Source organism: Luteimonas endophytica (assembly GCF_029887875.1).
Taxonomy (GTDB): Bacteria; Pseudomonadota; Gammaproteobacteria; order Xanthomonadales; family Xanthomonadaceae; genus Luteimonas; species Luteimonas endophytica.
Genome location: NZ_JARXRM010000045.1, coordinates 231,386 through 251,633, shown reverse-complemented (window position 1 = coordinate 251,633; position 20,248 = coordinate 231,386). Strand labels below are relative to the sequence as shown.

19 protein-coding genes are annotated in these 20,248 nt (G+C 71.2%); 8 read left to right on the top strand and 11 right to left on the bottom strand.

The annotated features are described in order from the left end of the window. Positions 1-150: 150 nt before the first annotated feature. On the bottom strand, positions 151-471 hold the full coding sequence (locus QFW77_RS17035; protein WP_280576005.1) for a hypothetical protein: 321 nt from the start codon (positions 469-471) through the stop codon (positions 151-153). A gap of 12 nt (positions 472-483) precedes the next feature. Further along, positions 484-1,470, bottom strand: a complete 987-nt coding sequence (locus tag QFW77_RS17030; RefSeq protein ID WP_280576004.1) for a hypothetical protein — start codon at positions 1,468-1,470, stop codon at positions 484-486. Positions 1,471-1,896: 426 nt separating this feature from the next. Here QFW77_RS17030 and QFW77_RS17025 point away from each other — a divergent pair, with 426 nt between their 5' ends. The 3 genes from QFW77_RS17025 (at position 1,897) to QFW77_RS17015 (ending at position 3,361) form a co-directional block, all read left to right on the top strand. Then, the gene (locus QFW77_RS17025) at positions 1,897-2,133 is read left to right on the top strand and encodes a helix-turn-helix domain-containing protein (protein WP_280576003.1); all 237 of its coding nucleotides are present in this window, start codon (positions 1,897-1,899) and stop codon (positions 2,131-2,133) included. Positions 2,134-2,367: 234 nt separating this feature from the next. Continuing rightward, positions 2,368-2,712 (top strand): hypothetical protein, encoded by a 345-nt coding sequence (locus QFW77_RS17020; protein WP_280576002.1) that lies wholly within the window; start codon positions 2,368-2,370, stop codon positions 2,710-2,712. Between the two features lie 145 nt (positions 2,713-2,857). Next, complete coding sequence (locus QFW77_RS17015) at positions 2,858-3,361, top strand: hypothetical protein (protein WP_280576001.1); 504 nt, start codon at positions 2,858-2,860, stop codon at positions 3,359-3,361. A gap of 85 nt (positions 3,362-3,446) precedes the next feature. On the opposite strand, the gene QFW77_RS17010 is transcribed toward QFW77_RS17015, so the two are convergent. Together QFW77_RS17010 and QFW77_RS17005 are read right to left on the bottom strand one after the other, a co-directional pair. Then, on the bottom strand, positions 3,447-4,703 hold the full coding sequence (locus QFW77_RS17010) for an MFS transporter (RefSeq protein ID WP_280576000.1): 1,257 nt from the start codon (positions 4,701-4,703) through the stop codon (positions 3,447-3,449). Positions 4,704-4,798: 95 nt separating this feature from the next. Beyond that, positions 4,799-5,680, bottom strand: a complete 882-nt coding sequence (locus QFW77_RS17005; protein ID WP_280575998.1) for an AraC family transcriptional regulator — start codon at positions 5,678-5,680, stop codon at positions 4,799-4,801. Positions 5,681-6,008: 328 nt separating this feature from the next. Here QFW77_RS17005 and QFW77_RS17000 point away from each other — a divergent pair, with 328 nt between their 5' ends. Further along, positions 6,009-7,133, top strand: a complete 1,125-nt coding sequence (locus tag QFW77_RS17000) for an efflux RND transporter periplasmic adaptor subunit (protein WP_280575997.1) — start codon at positions 6,009-6,011, stop codon at positions 7,131-7,133. A 3-nt stretch (positions 7,134-7,136) separates the two neighbouring features. Then, positions 7,137-10,295 carry an efflux RND transporter permease subunit gene (locus tag QFW77_RS16995; protein WP_280575996.1) on the top strand — a complete coding sequence of 1,053 codons (3,159 nt, stop codon included), beginning with the start codon at positions 7,137-7,139 and terminating at the stop codon, positions 10,293-10,295. An 89-nt stretch (positions 10,296-10,384) separates the two neighbouring features. On the opposite strand, the gene QFW77_RS16990 is transcribed toward QFW77_RS16995, so the two are convergent. The 5 genes from QFW77_RS16990 to QFW77_RS16970 form a co-directional block, all read right to left on the bottom strand. After that, on the bottom strand, positions 10,385-11,479 hold the full coding sequence (locus QFW77_RS16990) for a DNA glycosylase AlkZ-like family protein (protein ID WP_280575995.1): 1,095 nt from the start codon (positions 11,477-11,479) through the stop codon (positions 10,385-10,387). 615 nt (positions 11,480-12,094) lie between these two features. Next, entirely contained in the window at positions 12,095-13,264 is a 1,170-nt protein-coding gene (locus tag QFW77_RS16985; RefSeq protein ID WP_280575994.1) for a sensor histidine kinase, read from the bottom strand. Between the two features lie 178 nt (positions 13,265-13,442). Continuing rightward, on the bottom strand, positions 13,443-13,841 hold the full coding sequence (locus QFW77_RS16980; RefSeq protein ID WP_280575993.1) for a VOC family protein: 399 nt from the start codon (positions 13,839-13,841) through the stop codon (positions 13,443-13,445). A 33-nt stretch (positions 13,842-13,874) separates the two neighbouring features. Then, positions 13,875-14,312, bottom strand: a complete 438-nt coding sequence (locus QFW77_RS16975; RefSeq protein WP_280575992.1) for a helix-turn-helix transcriptional regulator — start codon at positions 14,310-14,312, stop codon at positions 13,875-13,877. A 78-nt stretch (positions 14,313-14,390) separates the two neighbouring features. After that, on the bottom strand, positions 14,391-16,721 hold the full coding sequence (locus QFW77_RS16970) for a glycogen debranching protein (protein WP_280575991.1): 2,331 nt from the start codon (positions 16,719-16,721) through the stop codon (positions 14,391-14,393). Between the two features lie 548 nt (positions 16,722-17,269). On the opposite strand from QFW77_RS16970, the gene QFW77_RS16965 reads away from it, so the two are divergent. The 3 genes from QFW77_RS16965 to QFW77_RS16955 all read left to right on the top strand — a co-directional run bounded on the left by QFW77_RS16965 (position 17,270) and on the right by QFW77_RS16955 (position 19,265). Beyond that, positions 17,270-18,040, top strand: coding sequence for an SDR family oxidoreductase (locus tag QFW77_RS16965; protein ID WP_280575990.1), 771 nt, complete (start codon positions 17,270-17,272; stop codon positions 18,038-18,040). Between the two features lie 54 nt (positions 18,041-18,094). Beyond that, on the top strand, positions 18,095-18,787 hold the full coding sequence (locus tag QFW77_RS16960; RefSeq protein ID WP_280575989.1) for an HAD family hydrolase: 693 nt from the start codon (positions 18,095-18,097) through the stop codon (positions 18,785-18,787). 259 nt (positions 18,788-19,046) lie between these two features. Further along, positions 19,047-19,265, top strand: coding sequence for a hypothetical protein (locus QFW77_RS16955; protein ID WP_280575988.1), 219 nt, complete (start codon positions 19,047-19,049; stop codon positions 19,263-19,265). Between the two features lie 26 nt (positions 19,266-19,291). Here the strand turns inward: QFW77_RS16955 and QFW77_RS16950 are convergent, their stop codons facing one another. Together QFW77_RS16950 and QFW77_RS16945 are read right to left on the bottom strand one after the other, a co-directional pair. Next, entirely contained in the window at positions 19,292-19,708 is a 417-nt protein-coding gene (locus QFW77_RS16950; protein ID WP_280575987.1) for a hypothetical protein, read from the bottom strand. 28 nt (positions 19,709-19,736) lie between these two features. Then, complete coding sequence (locus QFW77_RS16945) at positions 19,737-20,237, bottom strand: hypothetical protein (protein ID WP_280575986.1); 501 nt, start codon at positions 20,235-20,237, stop codon at positions 19,737-19,739. Positions 20,238-20,248: the final 11 nt, after the last annotated feature.

Genomic DNA, 20,248 nt, shown 5'->3' with positions numbered 1-20,248 from the left:
AGCGGACGGTCATCTGCCGAATCAGCGATCTCCGGACGCGGTGCCGGTGTCGCTCCATCGAGTAGAACAGTCAATCGAAGCTGCCTGCCACGGCCTTCAGCGGAAGGAGCCAGCGCGCAGCCGTAGCGCGCGCTGATCCATTCGCATTGGCTAGAAGCCGCCCCAAATCGGTGAAAACAGGGCCGCAACGAACAGGCCGATCACGGAAAGTGCCAGGCCGCTGAAACCAAGGCCGCGAGAAACGCCCGTTTCCCAGCCAGAAGATGTCTCGACCCGCTTGAGGGCAGATCGGGTGAGCCACCCCACCACCAGAGTCATGACGGCGACCGGAACGATGGCCACCACCGCCCGGGATGGGTCCGTTTCAAGTCCGTTCAAGGTCTCGGCCACCCTGACAGGCAAGTAGATACTCGCCATCCCCCAGGACAATGCCGCCCATCCGAGTAGAAACGACCAAATCGCGGAAGTCATTTTGCTTGCCCCCTAGTACTGGTTGCAGGTGACGTAGACGCGCCCATCCGAAGTCGTGCCGCCGCTACACTTCCACGGCATGCTCCCGCTGAAGCTCACGGTGCCGCCGAAACCGCCGATATATCCGGAAAAGATCTCCCGGCTATAGCTGCTCCTGATCCTGAATTGCGCGCCGTCGATGTCCTCTTTCTTCTCGGGAACGGTATTTCCTTCGCAATCCTCGATCGTCTTGTCGATGTGCTCCAGCCTGCGCGAGTTCCAGTTGTATCGATAGGCGATGGTCCCCCCGTCCAGAAACCGGTAGTCGAATACCAATGGTACGTCGTAGGCATCGTGGTACGGACTCTTGAAGATCCTGATCGCCGCAAGTACCTCCCACAGATACTGGCCGAGCACGTGATTGGTTTCGATGTGGTCCGTGAGGTAGTCGCGGATGTCGTTTCTGACCGCGCTCGACACGGCCGCGTCATACGCGTTTGGGGTGCCGCGAACCTCCCAGCATCCACCACCATCGTTCGATGGAGCCGACACCGCCGGCGGCGCCGGGACCCTCCACTCCCTGGCACCGTGCGCACCCGAACCACCCTCGGAGAAGTTCAGGATCAGCGATCTTCCGTTCTGTACGTAGATGGAGTGGAGTTTCGAGAACGCGCTGGCCACGGCGCTCGGCGTGGTGGCCGCCGACACTTGCCATTTGTATCGCGATGGTTCGCCCGGCGCCCCGCTCACCGACTCGTACCAACCGACCCAATAGGTCGCTATCTTATTGACGCCGAGATCGTAGACGGTGACGTAGTCGCCATCTCCCGGGCGCGGGCTGGGATACTTCGTCCTGACCACCGAGCGCGCTACGTTTTGCATTCCGCTGGCGCTGCAGCCGGGACACTCGTAGATGGGGGCCGGAGCGGCGGCCTGGGCCAAGGCGGAAGCGGCGGCCAGGCCCAGGCCAAGAAGCACTCGAACGCCGTTTTTCGTGAAGCGTCGGTTCCAAAGTTGCATGGCGACATCCTCTAGTTTCCATTCGCTGTCGGGTTGACCCCACCATGGCCGTGGGGAACCAGGGGCAGTAGGTCCTTTCCTCCTTGCGGGATTCATTTGCGGGGTGCCGGCAGGGGTCTTGTCCTTGACCACGCGGGTTGGACGGCCGCGATGGCCCCGCGCCCGGCAAAGAAAGAGCACCGTGTCGCCACGCCACGGGGTGCGGGGTCGGCGCGACGCGTGGAAATCCGGCGCGATGTCGGGGATCGGTGCGAAGTGATCGCCATGGCCAGCCTCCATTCCCTGGAACTGTCGTCCCCGCGCCGGTCCGAACCCGGATTCCGCAGGGAGCGGGGCGGACTTCCCCGCAGCCAAACATCATGAGATGTATAAACAGTAGATATTTAATCTGTAGATTGTCAAGCAGTGGCGTCCGACTCTGGCGCCATGTCCGCACCGCCAGCAGATCCGGCGCCCGGCGACGCCCGGCGCCGGATCGCCGCCAATGTCAGGCGCTATCGCGCCGAGCACGGCCTGAGCCAGGAAAAGCTCGCCGAGTTGGCGTCGTTCCACCGCACCTACGTCTCGCAACTGGAGCGGTGCGTCACCAACATCACCATCGACGGACTCGAGCGCCTGGCCCTGGCGCTTGAGGTGGACATCGCCGAACTGCTCGCGCCCTAGGTCCGGTGCGCTCCGGGGCCCGGCCTTCCCGCGCCACCCCTCCGGGTCGCGCCATCGCCGAGCCGCACGCTGACCGCACGGCGGCCGAAGGGCCGCTAGCGCGCTCCTGGCGTCCGCTCGGCAGGGGGGGGGCTCGCCCTCCGGCTCCGGGCCGTAACGCAGCCAGAGCACCCCCGCCCGTTCGCTGACGAAAACCCGCGCCTGCAGGCCGGCCTCGAGCGCGAAGATCTCGCAGTGCTCGACCCGTTCGAGGCCATGGGGCTTCACGTGGGCGATCCGGACGCCCTCCAGTGCCGTTCCCGACATCGCGCGCACCAAGGCCTGCCATTCCGCCGCCGCCAGCGGCGGACCCGTCAGCTCGTCGACCAGCAGCAGGCACGCGGCCGGGCGCCGCGCCAGCTCGGCGGCGATCGCCCGCCAGTACTCGACGGTGCTGGCATAGCCGGCATCGCCACGCACGTGGGCGCGCAGCAGGCCGCCGGGCTCACGCTGCAGGTCGATCGAGAAGCTTCCGCCCATCGTCGCTCCCGGGTGCGCTGCGAACGCCGCTCGCCGCCTGCGCACCGCTTCTGCCATTAACGGCAGCGACGCCGCGCGCTGGACGCCGCCCCGCCCCGGGGCCGGAGGCGGGCGCCGGGATGGCTCCCTCCGATGCGGCCGGAGTGGCCCTGTCGTCCGTCGCGCCCGTCGGCTGTACTGCTGCATCCGCCATCCGGAGGCACCAATGGCCACCCTGCAACCCGCCCTCGCATTCCGCCGCCTGCGCCACGGGCCGCTCCTGCTCGGCGGTGCCGTTGCGGGGTTGCTCGACCTGATCTGGGCCTGCAGCCTGTGGGCGTTCGCAGGCGCGACCCCGAAGCTGATCCTGCAGGCCATCGGCTCGGGATGGGTCGGGCGCGAGGCGGCGGTGGCCGGAGGCTGGGCCACCGCCCTGCTCGGGCTGCTCTCGCACTTCGGCATCACCATCGCGATGGCCTACGTCTACGCAGGCGCGGCGCGGCTGCTGCCGGCACTGCTTCGGCGACCGGTGGCCTACGGGGCGCTCTACGGCATCGTGGCGTGGGCGGCGATGGTCCATGTGGTGGTGCCGCTGTCGGCGGCGCCGGCGAACCAGTCGCCGCCCTGGGCCTGGGCCCTGTGGGCCAACATCGCCGTGCACATGTTCGCCGTGGGCGTGCCTTGCGCGCTGGCCGCGCGGGCGGCGCTGGCCGCCCGCGAACCCTACTAGGACGGCTGTCGGGACGGGTGCGCGCGGACCGCGGCCACCGAGGCGCTGCGCGTGGCGGGACTGGAGCCTTGGCCGGCGAAGGCCGCTACCGCGCCGGGGGCGGTTGGGAGCCGTACGCGCCGTCGGCGCCCGGCGCGCTGGAACCGCCACGCCGAAGGTCGCGGCGCGCCAGCGCGTACACCAGCAGGCCCGCCACCGCTGTGGCGGCACCCACGTAGCCGGTCGAGGTCCAACCCCAACCGGCGGTGATCGCCATTCCGCCCAGCCACGGGCCGAGCGCGTTGGCAGCGTTGAAGGCGGAATGGTTGGAGGCGGCGGCCAGGGTCTGCGCGTCGCGCGCGATGTCCATCAGGTGCGACTGGAGCACGGGCGCCAGCGCGCCCATCGTACCGACCGCTACCACCGCGGGCAGCACGCTCCACGCCGAGCGCGCCGCCAGCGGGAACGCCAGCAGCAGCAGCGCCGACCAGGCGAGCACGAACGCCACCGCGCGAAAACCGTAGCGGTCGAACAGCCAGCCGCCGGCAAGCGTGCCGAGGATGCCGCCGGCGCCGAACGCCACCAGCCCCAGCGGCACGAACCCGGCACCCACACCGGTTACCTGCACCAGCGTCGGCGAGAGGTAGCTGAAGACGCAGAACATCCCGGCGAAGCCGATCGCGCCGATTCCCAGCGCCAGCCACACCGGGCGACGGTTGAAATCGCGCAGTTCGCGCCGCGCATCGGTCCGCGGCGCGCCCAGCCCCGGCGGCAGCACCACGGCGGTCATCGCCACCGTGGCCAGCGCGATCACCGAGACCAGGGCGAAGGCATGGCGCCATTCCAGCGTCTGCCCCAGCCAGGTGGCCAGCGGGTTGCCGACCAGCAGCGCCACCGAAAGGCCCAGCATCACCCGGCCCACCGCCCGCCCGCGCTGCGCCGGCGGGCTGATGTGCGCCGCGACCAGCGCGGCCACCCCGAAGTAGGCGCCGTGCGGCAGACCGGCAACGAAACGGAACAGCAGCATCAGGCGATAGTCCGGCGACAGCGCGCTTGCCAGGTTGCCCAGCGCATAGAAACCCATCAGCGCCAGCAGCAGGGTGCGCCGCGGCAGGCGCGCGCCCAGGATCGCCAGCGACGGCGCACCCACGACCACGCCCAGCGCGTATGCGCTGATCACGTGGCCCACCTGCGGTTCGGTGACGCCGAGGCCGCGCGCGATCTCCATGATCAGCCCCATCACCACGAACTCGCTGGTGCCGATCGCGAAACCGCCCATCGCCAGCGCGAACAGAATCAGTCCCACCTGCCGCGACGACAGGCGCAGGACGGCGGCGGGTAACGGAGCGGACGGGAGCGGCATCCGCCATTATTGCTGCGACGCAACATCGATGTCGACGGCGCCGCGGAAACGCTGCGTCGCGGGCGCCGGGATGCCGGAAGCGGGGCCGAGGCGGCTCAGAGCGCCGCGGCACTCGCGTCGCGGCGGGGCGGCGCGCCGAACATGCGCCGGTACTCGCGGGTGAACTGCGGAACGCTCGCGTAGCCCACCTCCGTCGCGACCCGGGTGGCGGTCCACCCCTCGGCCAGCATCAGCCGGCGGGCCTCGATGAGGCGCAGCTGTTTCTGGAACTGCAGCGGTGCCAGCGAGGTCGTCGCCCTGAAATGGCGCCGGAACGCCGAGGGGCTCATGTTCGCAGCCGCGGCCAGCCGCTCGACACGCAGCGGCTGGCGGAACTCCTGGCGGACCAGCTCGACCGCCGCGGCGATCCGCCGGGCATGCCCGGTCGGCTGGGCGAGCCGGCGCAACTCGGGGCCGTGCCGGCTGGCGAGCAACCAGCAGTGCAGCTGCTGCAGCGCAGCGGGCCGTACCACCGATCCGGCGGCGGGATGGTCGAGCACGTACATCAACTGCATCGCGCAGCCGAGCAGGGCATCGTCGAGATCGCCGGAGAAGAAGCGCGCGCTGGCCGGGGGCCTGGCGCGCGTCCCGACCTCGGTGCGCAGCGTCACCTCGTGCAGGACCCCCATGTCGAGCTCGATCGCCACCGCCATGTAGGGCGCATCGCGGCTGGCCTCGACGATCTGGCCGATCACCGGCACATCGACGCCGATGATGGCCGACTGCCCGGCGCGGACCGACCGCCGCTCCCCGCCGACCGTCAACTGCTTGGCCCCCTGCAGGATCAGGCAGACCAGCGGCCGATAGACCGAACGCATCGGTCCGGTCGGCGCGTGCACCCGCATCATCCGCAGCCCCGGCACCGGCGTGCGGACGATGCCGTCGGCGTCCGCGTGCCCGTCGGCATAGCGCAACACGGCCTGCTTGAGCGCTTCCACGTGGTTGCCTCCTGTCCGCCCAGTCTAGACGCCAGCCCGGCCAGACCGCGGCGAAGCGGTCGGATCAGGCAAGGATCGGGTCGCAGCGGTCAAGTCCGCGGCAGCCCGAGCGTCTTTACTGGTGAGCCGCGCAGGACAGCCCCGCGAGCTGGCATCCGCGATCCGAGCCGGCGCACGCCCGTTCCCGCTTCGCCACCCGAGAGGTTCCTCATGCCCCTGCACCCCGACGACTCCGCTCTCCGGCGCCGGTGGGAGACCGGCCGAACCGCATCGCCCGTCCGGTGGGAGCGATGAAGAAGGCCGGTCGGGGTCATGCTAGGTTTTCGCCGTGACCACGCCGACCGGTGCCATGGCCGCCACGATCCGACTGTTCCTGCCCGCGCTCCTGCTGCTGGCCGCCTGCGGCGCGCCCGAGGAGACCGGCGACGACGCGGCACCGGCCCGGGTCGAGGTGGCGGTGGTCGAGCCGGCCGGGTTCGGCGAGCGATTCGTCCTCACCGGCACCTTGACCGCCGAGCGCCATGCGCAGCTGTCCCCCCGGGTCGACGGGCTGGTGGCACGCGTGCACGTGGACGCCGGCGACCGCGTCGAGACCGGGCAGGCCCTGGTCGAACTCGACCCCGCCGTTGGCCGGCAGGCGCTCGCACGCGCCCGCGCGCAGGTGACGCAGGCGGAGGCCGCGGCGCGCGAGGCGGAACGCCTGTTCGCCGAGGCGCGGCGGCTGAGCGAAGGGCAGTACATCGCCGCCAGCCAGGTCGATGCGCGCGAGTCGGAACTGGGCCTGGCGCGGGCGGCGCTGCAGTCGGCGCGCGCCGGCGCCCGCGAACAGGCCGAGCTGGTCGAGCGACACGTGCTGCCGGCGCCGTTCGACGGCGTGGTGGCCGAGAAGCTCACCGAGGCCGGCGAGTGGGTCCAGCGCGGTACGCCGGTGCTGTCGCTGGTCGCCACCGACCGGGTCCGCCTGGACCTGCGCGTGCCGCAGGAACGCTTCGCCCAGCTCGACGACGATGCCGAAGTGCGGGTCTACGCCGACACGCTAGGCGATGAACCGCTGCCGGCGAGGATCGGCGCGCGGGTCCCGGTCACCGATCCCGCCGCGCGTACCTTCCTGCTGCGCCTGCTGGTCGAGCAGCCCGGGGGGCGCCTGCTGCCGGGCGCCTCGGCGCGCGCCGAGATCGACCTGCCGGCCGATGCGCCGGCGCTGGCGGTCAGCCGCGACGCGCTGCTGCGCCAGCCCGACGGCGGCCACAGCCTGTTCGTGGTCGAAGCCGGCGCGGGCGGGGACGATGCCGGCGCCGCCGGCCCGGTGGTTCGCCAGCGCAGCGTGCGGGTGCTGCGCGAGCGCGGCGACCTGGTCGCGGTCTCCGGCGACCTGCAGCCCGGCGAGCGGGTGGTGGTGCGCGGCAACGAGGCGCTGGAAGACGGCCAGCCGGTGGCCGTGGCCGGGCCCTGACCGGTGGGGTTCGACCACGTCCTCCGCCACGGGACCCTGATCGCGGTCGCGGTGCTGATCCTGTGCGTGCTCGGCATCGCCGCCGCGCTGCGGGTGCCGGTGCAGATGATCCCCGACCTGGAGGTGCGCACCATCAGCGTCGAGACGCGCTGGCCCGGCGCCACCCCGCAGGATGTCGAGAAGGAGATCCTGATCGAGCAGGAGCAGTACCTGCGTACCCTGCCCGACCTGCGCCGGATGGTCTCGACCGCCAGCACCGGGCGCGCCAGCATCGAACTGGAGTTCCCGTTCGGCGTCGACGTCAACGAGGCGCTGATCCGCACCAACAACGCGCTCAGCCAGGTCTCCGACTACCCGGAGAACGTCGACGAACCGGCGCTGACCACCAGCTCGTTCTCCGAGAACGCGTTCATGTACTTCCGGATCGGCGCCCGCGAGGACAGCGCGCTGGACCTCGACCTGGACATGATGCGCGACTACGTCGAGGACCAGGTGCGCCCGCGGCTGGAACGGGTGACCGGCGTGTCGCTGGTGCAGGTGGGCGGCGCCGCCCAGCGCCAGGTCCGCATCGAGGTGGACCCGGACCGCCTGGCCGAGCGCGGGCTGGCCATGCGCGACGTGCGCGATGCGCTGCGGGCGCGCAACGTCGACAGCTCCGGCGGCGACCTCGACAGCGGCAAGCGGCGTTTCCTGGTGCGCACGGTGGGCCGCTTCCGCGAGGCCGGGGACATCGGCGGCCTGATCGTCGCCGAACGCGACGGCGCGCTGGTGCGGCTGTCCGACCTGGCGGAGATCCGCCTCGACCACTTCGAGCGCCGCGACCTGTCGTTCAACAACGGCAAGCCCGCGCTCAGCCTGTCGCTGCGGCGCGAGCCGGGTTCCAACGTCATCCAGATCAAGTACGCGGTATTGCCCGAGATCGAGGCGATCAATGCCGAGCTGCTGGCGCCGCTCGGGCTGGAGATGACGCTCACCACCGACGACGTGCGCTATGTGGAGGAATCGATCGGCAACGTCTGGCGCAACCTCGTCCTGGGCGCACTGCTCGCGACGTTGGTCATGTTCGCCTTCCTGCGCTCGGTGCGCACCACCCTGACCGGCGTGGTCGCGATCCCGATCTGCACCATCGCCGCCTTCGTCGGGCTGCTGCTGGCCGGGCGCACGCTCAACGTGATCTCGATGGCCGGGGTGGCGTTCGCGATCGGCATGACCGTGGACAACACCATCGTGGTGCTGGAAAGCATCGACCAGGCGCGCCGGCGCGGGCTGCAGCGGCTCGAGGCCGCGGTGGCGGGCGTGAGCCGGGTGTGGCCGGCCGTGCTGGCCTCCACCCTGACCACGGTGCTGGTGTTCGCGCCGATCCTGTTCGTGCGGGAAGAAGCCGGACAGCTGTACTCGGACGTCGCGATCGCCATCTCAGCCTCGATCCTCGCCTCGATGGCGGTGGCGGTGACGGTGGTCCCCGCCCTGAGCGCGCGCCTGGCGCCCGCGTACGACAGCCGCCAGCACACGCCCGGCGAGGACGCGTTCGGCCGCATCGGCGACCGCATCGGCTGGCTCAGCCGCGGGCCGCGGCGCCGGGCGCTGGTGCTGGGCGGCACGGTGACGGCGGCGGTACTCGCGCTGGCGCTGCTCACGCCGCCGGCCGAGTACCTGCCCGAAGGCGAGGAGGCGAAGACCTTCTCGCGCATGATCGCGCCGCCCGGCTACAACCTCACCGAGATGGCGTCGATCGCGCGCGAGCTGACCGAGGGCCTGTTGCCGCACCTGGACGACCCGCCCGAGCGCTTCGCCGGCGGCGACACCGACATGCCGGCGCTGGCTTACTTCAACCTCTCGGTGGATCCGCAGGGGCTGCGGATCATCGCCGAGCCGAAGGCGCCGGGCGACATCGACGCGCTGATGGACGCGCTGGACGCGCGCTTCCTCGCCTACCCCGGCATGCGCGCGTTCTCCTCGCGCGGCTCGATCATCTCCAGCAACGACGGCGGCACCCGCAGCATCAACCTCGACATCTCCGGTGTCGAACTCGCCGCGATCTACCAGGTCGCCGGGCGCGCCTTCGCACGCGCCGAGGCGCTGTTCGACGGCGCCCGCATCGGCTCCGACCCCTCCACGCTCAGCCTGGACCAGCCGCTGCTGGAGCTGCGGCCGCGCTGGGAGCGCCTGGCCGAGGTGGGCCTGGACGCGGAAGGGTTCGGCTATTCGGTGGCGGCGCTCAGCGACGGCGCGTTCGCCGACGAGATGATCCTGGGCGACCGCAAGGTCGACATCTTCCTGTTCAGCAGCGCCGGCAGCGAACAGCGCCTCGACCGCCTGCGCGACCTGCCGGTCGCCACCCCCTCCGGCGCGGTACTGCCGGTCTCGGCGCTGGCTGAACTGCGCGAATCCGCGGGCACCGACAGCATCCGCCGGCTCGACGGCCGCCGCACGGTCACCCTCAACATCATCCCGCCGCGCTCGGTCGCGCTGGAGACCGGCGTGGCGCGCGTGCGCGAGGAACTGATCGCGGCGATGCGCACCGCCGGCGAGATCCCGGCGGACGTCTCGGTCGACATCTCCGGCGCCAGCGACCAGCTCGACGCCACCCGCGAAGCGGTGGCGGGCAATTTCGCGATCGCGCTGCTGCTGTCGTACCTGCTGCTGGTGGCGATCTTCCGCCACTGGGGCCGGCCGCTGTTCGTCATGGCGACGGTGCCGCTTGGCATCGCCGGCGGCATCGTCGGCCTGGCGCTGCTCAACGGGCTGGGCGCCTTGCTCGGCGCGCTCGGCCTGGGGCGGATCACGCAGTCGTTCGACATGATCACCCTGCTGGGCTTCCTGGTGCTGCTCGGCACCGTGGTCAACAACCCGATCCTGATCGTGCTGGAGACCTACAAGCGGCTGGAGGAAGGCGCGACATCGACGGTGGCGGCCGTGAACGACGCGGTGCGCACCCGCCTGCGGCCGATCCTGATGTCCACCTGCACCACCATCTTCGGGCTCGCGCCGCTGGTCCTGATCCCGGGCGCCGGCACCGAGCTCTACCGCGGCCTCGGCGCGATCGTGCTGTTCGGCATCGCCACCTCGGCGGTGGTCACGCTCACCTTCCTGCCCTGCCTGCTGATCGCGGTGCTGGCGCTGCGCGATCGCGCGGCCGCACTGCTGCGCGGCCGCGCCTGAGCCGGGCCCCCGGCACCGCGCTGCAGTGAGCGCAGCTTCCGGGGGCGGCGAGGGCCGGCGAAGCAACGACGGCGCCGGCCTTCGCGCGCTCAGTCGCCGAGCCCGAGAAACCCGCGCATCCGCGAGAGTTCGGCTTCCAGCCCGCGGCGGAACGCGGCATCGCGCGGCGCGCTGCCGTCGACGTAGCGGATCTCGCTCGCCAGTGCGCCCGCGACCACCGCCAGGTTGCCCCAGCCGACGATCCGGTCATGCCAGAGCAGCGGCAGCGCGTAGTAGCCCAGCCTGCGCCGGGGTGCGGGCGTATAGGCCTCGAAACGATAGCGCCAGCCCCAGAACAGCTCGAAGCGGCGCCGATCCCAGGCGACCGGGTCGAACGGCGCGAGCAGGCGCACCGAGGCATCGGGTGTCCAGCGGCGGCCGGCGGGGTCCTCGCCCACCGGCCAGAACCAGTCGACGCCGGCCACCCGCGCCTGCGCCAGGCGCTGCCTGGCGCGCGCCAGCGCCGGCACGCGCGCCCGGTCCCACTGCGGCACGGCGCTGCGCAGATGCAGCATCAGCTGCCGCAGGGTGGGCAGCGGCAGCGGTGCGTACTTGCGCACCACCAGGTCCACCAGCGCATCCATGCGCGCGTCGACGGCCGCGGCGTCCGGCGGCGCTGCATCGGCATCGCGCAGCGCGTAGACCCGGGTGCCGGCGTCGCGACGCGCGACCCGCAGCAGCCCGCGATAGTGCATCCCGTCGAGCAGCTGGGTGCTGGCGTTGGACGAGCCGCCGAACCAGTTGGTCGTCTTGCCGTGCCGGAAATGGGCGTCGACCTCGCGCGGATGCGCAGTGCCGCGCGCGGCGATGAACTCGCGCACCGCGTGCGCCTGCTTCCAGCGCGCCGCGCCCCATGCCTGGCGCGCCGCGCGCGGGTGCATCAGCCGCTGGTGGGCACGCGGCAGGAAGCCGTAGTTGACGAAAAAGTCCTCCTCCAGCGCCAGCCGCGGGTAGCGCCGTTCCAGATCGCCGGCGCGATAGTCGCGGACCCGGTGGCGCAGGGTGAGGTCCTGCGCGCGCGCCGGCGCACGGATCGGATCGGCCTGCACGAACCCCAGCCGCTCGATCGCGCGCATGAGCGTGGTCGGCCGGAACAGGGTGCGCGCCACCGCGTAGCGGCGCAGGTGGTCCAGGGTGAGGGGCATGGCGCGATGATGCCAGTCCGCGGGGCGCTTCGGCCCTGCTGAGCGCGCGTCGACGCGACCGGCATCGGTACCGCGGTCGCAGAGATGACCGCCCACCCGGCGTTCGAGCACCGTCTCGGCGATCGGCACGCTCAGCAGGTTGTGCTCGCGCGGCTTGAAGCTGCCGAACTGCTCGTGAAGACGCGGAAAGCGCGCTCGATCGGCGCCTCCACCACTATCTGCAGCCGCACGGGTGTCTCCGCTGCCTGTGTGTTCACGATTGCTCCTCTTCGGGTTGTTCCGCGATCCGCTTGTATGCCGCCAGCGAACTGTTCCAGAAGCGCTCCAGGGCGGCCCGAAGCGCGCCCACGCCGACCGTCAAGCCCATGCGACTCGGCCGCTCCGTCACCACGGGACCGGGCCGGCTTCATCGTCCGGGCAGCGGCCAGCCGCTGGCGAACCGGCGCTCGCCGACCGCTCCGCGCCCATCGTTCGAGACTCCCGTTGACTCCCTCGCCCGCGTGGCGGCTCGACCCCGCCAGCGGTGGCCTCGCGACAGGCTCCGGGAGCTGGTCCCCTGCCGCATGCCCCCCGGATCGGCCCGGCCCGTTCGCGCAGGCCGCCGGGCGTGCTGGATCAGGCGGTCTCCGCCGCGGGCTGCGCTCCCGGCAGGAAATGGCGTGGAAGATCGATGGTGAACACGCAACCGGAACCGGGCACGTCGCGCACGCTGAGTACGCCGTTGTTGGCCTCCACGCTGCGGCGCGAGATCGACAGGCCCAACCCCAGGCCGCTGCGATCTTCCGCACCCTGTTTGAACGGACTGAACATCTCCTCCATCACGTTCGGCGCCAGCCCGCCGCAGTGGTCCTGCACGTCGATGAGAATGCGATCGGCCTGCGCGTAGGCATTGAGCGTCACTTCGCTGTGCGGATGGGTGAACTTGAAGGCGTTCTGCAGCAGGTTGCCGGTCGCGGCCAACAGCAGGTCGCGATCTCCATCGACCGCCAGCAGCGGATCGACGTCGGACACGGTCAACGGGCATTCCTTGACCTGGGCCTCCAACGTCGCCGACAACCTGATCTCGGCGATGAACTCGGCGAGCGAGAACAGCTGGTGCTGGACCTCGAGCCCGGCGTCCATGCGCACCTCGGCCAGGGAACGGTCGATCAGGTTGCCCAGCCCCACCAGCGCCCGGTCCAGCACGCCGCCGGTGGCACCGTTCAAACCGACGTTGCCCTGCCTGATGACCGAAAGCGCCAATGTCGCGGTGCACAGCTGGTTGCGCAGCTCATGGGCGAAGAACCCGAGGCGCTCGTTGAGCGCGACGGCCTGCCTGCCGGCGATGACCGAATCGCGCTGGTAGCCGAACTCGGTCACGGCGCTGGCGATGGCGTTGTCCAGGCAGCGGTTGAGGGTGCGGAACTCCTCGGTTTCGATGTCCGCGCCGGTCTCGGAGGCAAGGTCGGAAATCGACTGGCACAGGTCACCGTAGTCGTGGACCACCTCCTCGACGGTGAACCCGTGTTCCAGCAGCTCCTTGCCGTGCCGGGTGGCCGACTCGCTCATCTCGGAGAGCGCGGGCCTGCCGCCACCGGCCGGCCCGGACACCTTGTAGCTTTGCAGGGGCGCACCGGTCCGCTCCATCGCCAGTGTCTTGATCAGCTGGTCGAGGAAGATGCTGACCCCATGGTCCAGCTCTGCGACGGGCGCACCGGGCGGCGCGCGCTGGGCGACCTTCGCCCGGCAGCGGGCGATCAGCTCGGCCCGGTTCGCTGTGAGGAACTCGTGCATCATCCTTTCCATGATGCGCCTTATCGCCTGTACCGCGGCAATCGCCGACCAACGGTAGCGCCGGCGATGCCGTGCGGGCCCACGGGGCGACCAACGGCATCAGGGCAAGCGGCAGTGCGGCCGAACGCGCCTGCGCAAACTGCCGGCAGCGCGTTTCATCGCCCCGTGCGCGGACCCAGCCGCGCGGCGATCACCCGGCTTCGCCGGCCGGCGGCTGGTAGATCTGGAGGAGGTTGCCGCAGGTATCTGCGAACACCGCGATCGCCACCGGGCCGGCTTCGGTGGGCGGCATGGTGAACTGCACGCCGCGCTGGCGCAGCCGCGCGTGCTCGGCGCGCACGTCGTCCACTTCGAACGCCGTGATCGGGATGCCCTGCTCGAACAGCGCCTCCTGGTAGGTCCGGGCGGCGGGGTTGGCGTTAGGCTCCAGGGTGACCTCGGCATCCCCGCCCTCCGCAGAGCGCACCGTGATCCAGCGGTACTCCCCCACCGGCACGTCCTGGCCGGGCAGGAAGCCCAGCACCTGGGTGTAGAACTCCAGCGCCTTCTGCTGGTCGTCGACGATCACGCTGGTCAGCTTGATTCTCATCGGGGTGCCTCGCTTCGAAGTCGCCGCCGATTGTCACCGCGCCGTCGCCGGACCGCTTCTCCGAAATTGCTGCGGCGGCTGCCAGGCCCGCGCCATCAGGGTCAGGCAGCCGGGCTGGTGCCGGGCCGGATCGCCGCCGGACGCCAGCCCCCGCAATCGCGACGGCGACACGCCGAACCGCCGGCGAAACAGGCTGCTGAAGCTGCCCAGGCTGGAGAAGCCGACCGCCAGGCAGATCTCGGTGACCGGGAGGCTGCCGAGCAGCAGCATTTCGCGGGCGCGCTCCAGCCGGTGCCGCTGCCGCAGGTGGTGGGGCGTTTCCCCGAAGACGGCGGCGAAACCACGGATGAACTGGTACTGCGACAGGCCGGCTTCGGCGGCGATTTCCGCCACGGTTCCGGCCTGCGGGTCGGTGTCCTGCAGCCGGCGCCGCGCATGGCACAGGGCTCGATGTCGTGCGGGTGAGAGCATGCGGGGCGAACGAAGGTGGGAAGCGACCGGGGCGGGTTCACCGGGCGGCGCCCGATGAACCGGCCCATTCTGGATCGCTCACTTCGCGATCAGCAACAGCAGCGAGCGCGCCTGCAGCCCGTAGACGGTGCCCTCCCCGCCGATCGACGCCTCCGCGCCGGGCAGCGCCACGGCATCGGGGCCTTCGTTCCAGGTGGCGGTGTCGGTCACCCGGTACCACTGCTTGCCGGCGCCGGGCCAGGGCAGGTGGAAATCGACATTGCCGGCCCAGCCGTTGTAAGCGACATAGATCGCGCTGGCCGGATCGCCGAACTCGCTGCCGTCGATGCGCCAGGCGATGGCGTGGTTGTTCGCATCGGCGAAATAGCCGGCGTCGGCCTGGGCGCCGTCGGGCTTGAACCAGCGCAACTGTTCCATCACGTTGCCGTTGTGGTCGGCGCCGGAATAGAAGCCGGCCGGGCGCAGCGCCGGGTGCGCCTTGCGGAACGCGATCAGGCGCCGGGTGAAGGTCTCGTGGTTCGCCTCGGTGGCGTCGCGGGTCCACGGCAGCCAGTTGGCCGGGGAATCGAGGTTGTAGGTGTTGTTGTTGCCGAACTGGGTGCGCAGCGCTTCATCGCCGCCGGTGATCATCGGCACGCCGGCGCTCAGCATCAGGAACGCCAGCCCGGTGCGCGCGGCGCGGGTCTGGTGGGCGCCGATGCCGCCCTGGTCCCAGCTGTGGTTGTGGTCGTCGCCGCCGTCGGACGGACCGTACGGCCAGGGCTGGTCGTTCTGCTTGCTGTCGTAGGCGTACAGGTCGGCCAGGGTGAAACCGTCGTGCGCGACCATGAAATTGATCGAATGCCAGGGCCTGCGGCCGTCGTCCTGGTACAGGTCCGAGGAGCCGGCGAAGCGGGTCGCCAGCTCGCCGGGCGGCACCGCCGCTACACCGAGCTGGTTCTGCTTCTTGCGCAGCGTGTCGCGATAGATTCCGTTCCACTCCGCCCAGCCCGCCGGGAAGCCGCCGACCTGGTAGGAATTGCCGCCGATCGCCCACGGCTCGGCGATCAGGTCGACCCCGCTGCCGCCGGCCGCCGGCCGCGGCGGCAGTTCCGCGACGATGCGGTTGAGCGCGTTGCCCGGGTCCATCTTGTCGAAATGGAAGCAGCCGTGCTGGCAGGTGTTGCCGAGCACCGAGGCCAGGTCGAAACGGTAGCCATCCACGCCCAGCTCGTCGCGCCAGTAGGCCAGCGAATCGACGATCAGGTCCTGCGCCAGCGGGTTGCGGGTGTTGTAGTTGCCGCCCACGCCGGTGTTGTCCCAGGCGTGCTGGCGATCGGCGGTGAGCGAATAGTAGGTGGGGTTGTCGAGCCCGCGCCAGGACTGCAGGTTGTAGACGGTCAGCCCGTCGCTTCCGCCCCAGGCGCCGCCCTCGCCGGTGTGGTTGTAGACCACGTCGACGTAGACCTTGATGCCGGCGTCGTGGAACGCCTTCACCATCGCCTTCCACTCGCGCGTGGGGCCGCCCGGCGACTTGTCGGCGGCATAGCGGCGGTCGGGCGCGAAGTAGTTCAGGGTCATGTAGCCCCAGTAGTTGTCGCCGGCGGTGGAGGACGGATCGACGTCGTTGGTGCCGTTCTGGGTTTCCTGCACCGGCAGGAACTCGACCGCGGTGATCCCGAGACCGGCCAGGTAGCCGGCCTGGAGCGCGGCGCCGGCATAGGTGCCGCGCAGCGCGGCCGGCACGCCGGTGTCGTTCATCGTCAGGCCGCGCACGTGCACCTCGTAGATCACCTCGTCCTTCAGCGCACGCGTGGGCCTGCTGCCGGTGGAGGTGGCGTCGGGCGCCAGCACGATGCCCTTGCTGGCGCAGGGGCCGCTGTCCTTGTGGCGGTGCGCCGCACCGCTGGCGTAGACGGTGCCGTCGGTGCAGGCGGGAGTGAGCGGGTCGTGGCTGATCTCGCGCGCGTACGGATCGATCAGCAGCTTGTTGGGGTTGAAGCGGTTGCCGGCGGCGTCGACATCGGCGACGAAGCCGACGGTGCTGCCTGCCGTCCAGCCACCGGCGTGCGGCCAGTTCGGCCCCCAGGCGCGGTAGCCGTAGTACACGGTATCGGCCACGCCGTGGGTATCGCGCAACTCGGCGACCGGGACGGTGCGCGACCAGATGCCGCTGGCCGGATCCTTCGTCAGCACGTAGCGCGCTGCCTCGGGCGCGCCGATGGGCGTGTCGTAGACCCACACCTCGATGCGGGTGGCGCGCGCCGAGTACACCCGGAAGGCGATGTTGGTCTGCGAGGCGTCGTAGCGGGCGCCGAGCGCATTGGCGTCGATCGCGGCCCAGGCGGCCGGCATCGAGATGGCCACCAGCAGGCACGCGAACAGCAAGAATGCGGCCAGGCCGCGGAACGGGCGTGTCGGGACTTGCATCGCAGCACCTCCTGAAAAAAGCCGAAGCGGGCACCCGGCGGCCGCGCTCCCAGCATTCTGTGCCGGTGTGCAACCGCACAATGCGATGAACGCGCGCGATGCATTCGTATTCATTGCGGCAAAGCGTGAACCGGGTCCGGCTTCAGCCGCCGGTTGCGGCCAACCCCCGCATGGCCCGGTACGGCGGCCGGGCGCGGCGGCGCGATCAGCCGTGCCCCGCGAGCGGTGACGACGAACGTCGCTGCGTTTGCCGGGACCATCGTTCCAGCCCTCGCGCGTATGGCGCGCTTCTACGACGCGCCCCGACCCGGGAGCGTGCCGTGCACGCGAAAGCGCCGGGCCTCACCATTGGGCTCGACGGCGATCCCGAGCATGCGACGCCACCGCCACCGACGGCATGGCGTCGTCCGCAACATCGGGTTGGTGCTTTCAAGCCGATGGCCCCACCCGACTTCCGCCCCCACCAGCATGCCACGGCCGAATCCGGCCAGTATCGGCCCAGCCCTGCACCCACACTGCCGGCTCCCCCCATACAAGGAGCGACAGGCATGACTGGACAGGCACTGGCCGGCAAGGCGGCGATCGTCACCGGCGCGAGCTCGGGAATCGGCAGGGCGGCGGCGTTGCGGTTCGCGCGCGAAGGCGCGCGGCTGATCCTCGGCGGGCGCCGTACGGACGCGCTCGCGCAGCTGGTCGGAGAGATCGAGCGCGCCGGCGGCGAGGCGATCGCCTGCGCCGGCGACGTGCGCGAGGAGGCCCACCACGATGCCCTGGTCGATACCGCGCTGGCGCGCTTCGGCCGCCTCGATGTCGCCTTCAACAACGCCGGCGGCTCCGGCGCGATGGGCCCGGCCGTGGAAATGACGCTGGCGGTCTGGCGCGACACTCTCGACACCAACCTCACCGCCGCATTCCTCGGCGCGCGGCGGCAGCTGGCGGCGATGCTCGAGGCCGGGCGCGGTTCGATCGTCTTCACCTCCAGCTTCGTCGGCCACACCGTGGGCATGCCCGGCATGGCCGCCTACGCCGCGGCCAAGGCCGGCGTGATCGGCCTGACCCAGGTCCTCGCCGCCGAGGGCGGCCCGCGCGGCGTGCGGGTCAACGCGCTGCTGCCAGGCGGCACCGACACCCCCGGCGCGCGCGATTTCACCGCGGACCCCGAATCGCGGGCGTTCGTCGAGGGCATGCACGCGCTCAAGCGCATCGCCGATCCGGCGGAGATCGCCGAGGCGGCGCTGTTCCTCGCCTCGGATGCCTCCAGCTTCGTCACCGGCAGCGCGATGCGGGTGGATGGCGGGGTGTCGATCAACCGGACCTAGGCAGGCGCCGGGCGGGCGCCGGCATTCGTTGCGCGCGCGTGCTTTACTTCGCCCATGCCGCACCCGCCCCGCTCCACTACCGCCTTCCTGTTCGACCTCGACGGCACCCTGGTCGACAGCGTCTACCAGCACGTGCTCGCCTGGAAGGAGGCGCTGGACGCCGAGGGCGTGGAGCTCTCGGTCTGGCGCATCCACCGCAAGATCGGCATGAGCGGCGGGCTGTTCACCAACATCCTGCTGCGCGAGACCGGGCTGGAGATCACCGAGGAGCGGCTGGCGCGGCTGCGCCGGCGCCATGCCGATGCGTACAACCGCCAGGCCGCACAGGGCGCGATCCGGCCCCTGCCCGGCGCGCGCGCCCTGCTCGACTACCTGCAGGACAGCGGCATCGCCTGGGCCATCGCCACCAGCGGCCGCATGGCCACCGCCGCCGCCAACCTGGACGCGCTCGGCGTCGACCCGGCCAAGGTGCCGGTGGTCACCCGCGACCAGGTCCGCCACGCCAAGCCCGACCCGGACCTGTTCATCGCCGCGGCGGAGCGGCTCGGCGTGGAGATCGGTCATTCGCTGGTGATCGGCGACAGCGTCTGGGACATGCTGGCGGCCCAGCGCGCCCGCGCGCTCGGGGTCGGGCTGCTGTCAGGCGGCTACGGCCCGGAGGAACTGGAACGCTCCGGCGCGTTCCGCGTCTACGAGGACCCCGCCGACCTGCTGCGCCACGTCGACGAAGTGGCGGCGCGCGGATAGCCCCTGGGTGGAGCGGGTCGTCCCCGTAGGAGCGGCCCATGGCCGCGAAGACCGGCGCCGTGGCGGGCACCCGGCATCGCCCCGGCCCCCCCCGCGGCGTTCATCCCGAATCACCGCCAATCCGGCCGGCGCCTCCCGCGGTTTTCGCGGCCATGGGCCGCGCCTACCGGCGACCGGCCCGGTACGCCGGGGGTCACGGCAGGATCACCATGGGCCTTTCATCCTGCACCCCCGGTCCAGACACAGAAGGAGATCCCAGATGGGTGTACTCAGAACGTTCGCCTTGGGCGCGATCGGCTATTTCGCGTACCGCGCATGGCAGCGGCGCCAGACCGGCGCCGAGCCGCAGTCCCTGCAGAACGACGAAGGCGACCGCACCCCGCCGCACGGCGACCCGGTGCTCGCCGGCGCGGCGCGCGGCGCACCGCCCGAGCCGCGCGCGGCGTCGCATTCGAGCCGGGGCTTCGGCGAGGCCTGAACCCGGCGCGCAACCGCGCCGGCGCATCAGTCCTTGCCGTCGCCCTCCACCCACGCGCCGCCCGCGCCCTCGCAGCCGGGCCGCGATTGCGCCAGCTGGGCCGGCGTGCGCCGGTAGTGGTGGACGACGATGCGGGTGCCGCCGATGCCCTCGCATCGCGCCTGCGCCGGGGCCGGGCACGCGACCAGCCAGGTCACCCGGGGCGGCGGCGCGCCGACCGCCTCCGCCATCCGCACCGGGCCTTCGCAGGCGCCGGCCAGGCGCGCGTGCGACTCGCCGTTGCCCTGCAGGCAGTCCACCAGCGGCTGCACCTCGCCGTCGTGCATGAAGCTGCCTTCCACCAGGCAGGCCCTGGCGCCCGCCTTCGGCTGCGGGTCCGGTGCCGGTTCCGCGACCGCGGCACCGGCGAAGCAGCACAACGCCACGCAGAGCCATCGCCGCATGGTGACAGCGGTTCCGCTCCGCGCGCCCTCAGCCACCGTAGTTCCAGGTCTGCGCCTGGCCGCCGTGACTGCGGACGCGCCACAGCGACCGCGACAGCGAATCCTTCGACCGGCTGCGCGACAAGAGCCGCCCGCCGACCTTGGCGGTGCTAGTCGCGTCCACCAGCGCCCGGCGCCCGTCCGGCGATATCTCGATCCCGGTGATCTGGTAACCGAACTCGATCACGAGCAGACCGCCGGTCTGCTCGGACAGCGTCCGCAATAGCGCGATCGCGTCTTCCATCTGGCGGCAGGCGGCGGCGCGGTCCAGGGTGGATGGATGGACCTCCCCGGCCGCATGCTGGACATCCTCGAGCCGGAAGTCCGCGGCCATCGCCGCGCAGATCGCTTCGCTGTCGAACGTCTGCAGCGCGTCCATCTGCTCCCGGTAGTGGGCGCGGACGTCCGCCTCGGAGATGCGCCTGCCCTGGTCGTGCGCCACCAGCGCCACGACCGCCAACGCCAGTATCGCCAGTAGTTTCTTGAGCATGTGTCCCCCTG

Coding starts and splice junctions, on each gene's coding strand:
- QFW77_RS16955 (WP_280575988.1), top strand. CDS start 19,047: ATGGGTGTACTCAGAACGTTCGCCTTGGGCGCGATCGGCTATTTCGCG.
- QFW77_RS17035 (WP_280576005.1), bottom strand. CDS start 471: ATGACTTCCGCGATTTGGTCGTTTCTACTCGGATGGGCGGCATTGTCC.
- QFW77_RS17030 (WP_280576004.1), bottom strand. CDS start 1,470: ATGCAACTTTGGAACCGACGCTTCACGAAAAACGGCGTTCGAGTGCTT.
- QFW77_RS16990 (WP_280575995.1), bottom strand. CDS start 11,479: ATGCCCCTCACCCTGGACCACCTGCGCCGCTACGCGGTGGCGCGCACC.
- QFW77_RS17025 (WP_280576003.1), top strand. CDS start 1,897: ATGTCCGCACCGCCAGCAGATCCGGCGCCCGGCGACGCCCGGCGCCGG.
- QFW77_RS16945 (WP_280575986.1), bottom strand. CDS start 20,237: ATGCTCAAGAAACTACTGGCGATACTGGCGTTGGCGGTCGTGGCGCTG.
- QFW77_RS16960 (WP_280575989.1), top strand. CDS start 18,095: ATGCCGCACCCGCCCCGCTCCACTACCGCCTTCCTGTTCGACCTCGAC.
- QFW77_RS16965 (WP_280575990.1), top strand. CDS start 17,270: ATGACTGGACAGGCACTGGCCGGCAAGGCGGCGATCGTCACCGGCGCG.
- QFW77_RS16980 (WP_280575993.1), bottom strand. CDS start 13,841: ATGAGAATCAAGCTGACCAGCGTGATCGTCGACGACCAGCAGAAGGCG.
- QFW77_RS16985 (WP_280575994.1), bottom strand. CDS start 13,264: ATGGAAAGGATGATGCACGAGTTCCTCACAGCGAACCGGGCCGAGCTG.
- QFW77_RS16970 (WP_280575991.1), bottom strand. CDS start 16,721: ATGCAAGTCCCGACACGCCCGTTCCGCGGCCTGGCCGCATTCTTGCTG.
- QFW77_RS16950 (WP_280575987.1), bottom strand. CDS start 19,708: ATGCGGCGATGGCTCTGCGTGGCGTTGTGCTGCTTCGCCGGTGCCGCG.
- QFW77_RS17015 (WP_280576001.1), top strand. CDS start 2,858: ATGGCCACCCTGCAACCCGCCCTCGCATTCCGCCGCCTGCGCCACGGG.
- QFW77_RS16975 (WP_280575992.1), bottom strand. CDS start 14,312: ATGCTCTCACCCGCACGACATCGAGCCCTGTGCCATGCGCGGCGCCGG.
- QFW77_RS17010 (WP_280576000.1), bottom strand. CDS start 4,703: ATGCCGCTCCCGTCCGCTCCGTTACCCGCCGCCGTCCTGCGCCTGTCG.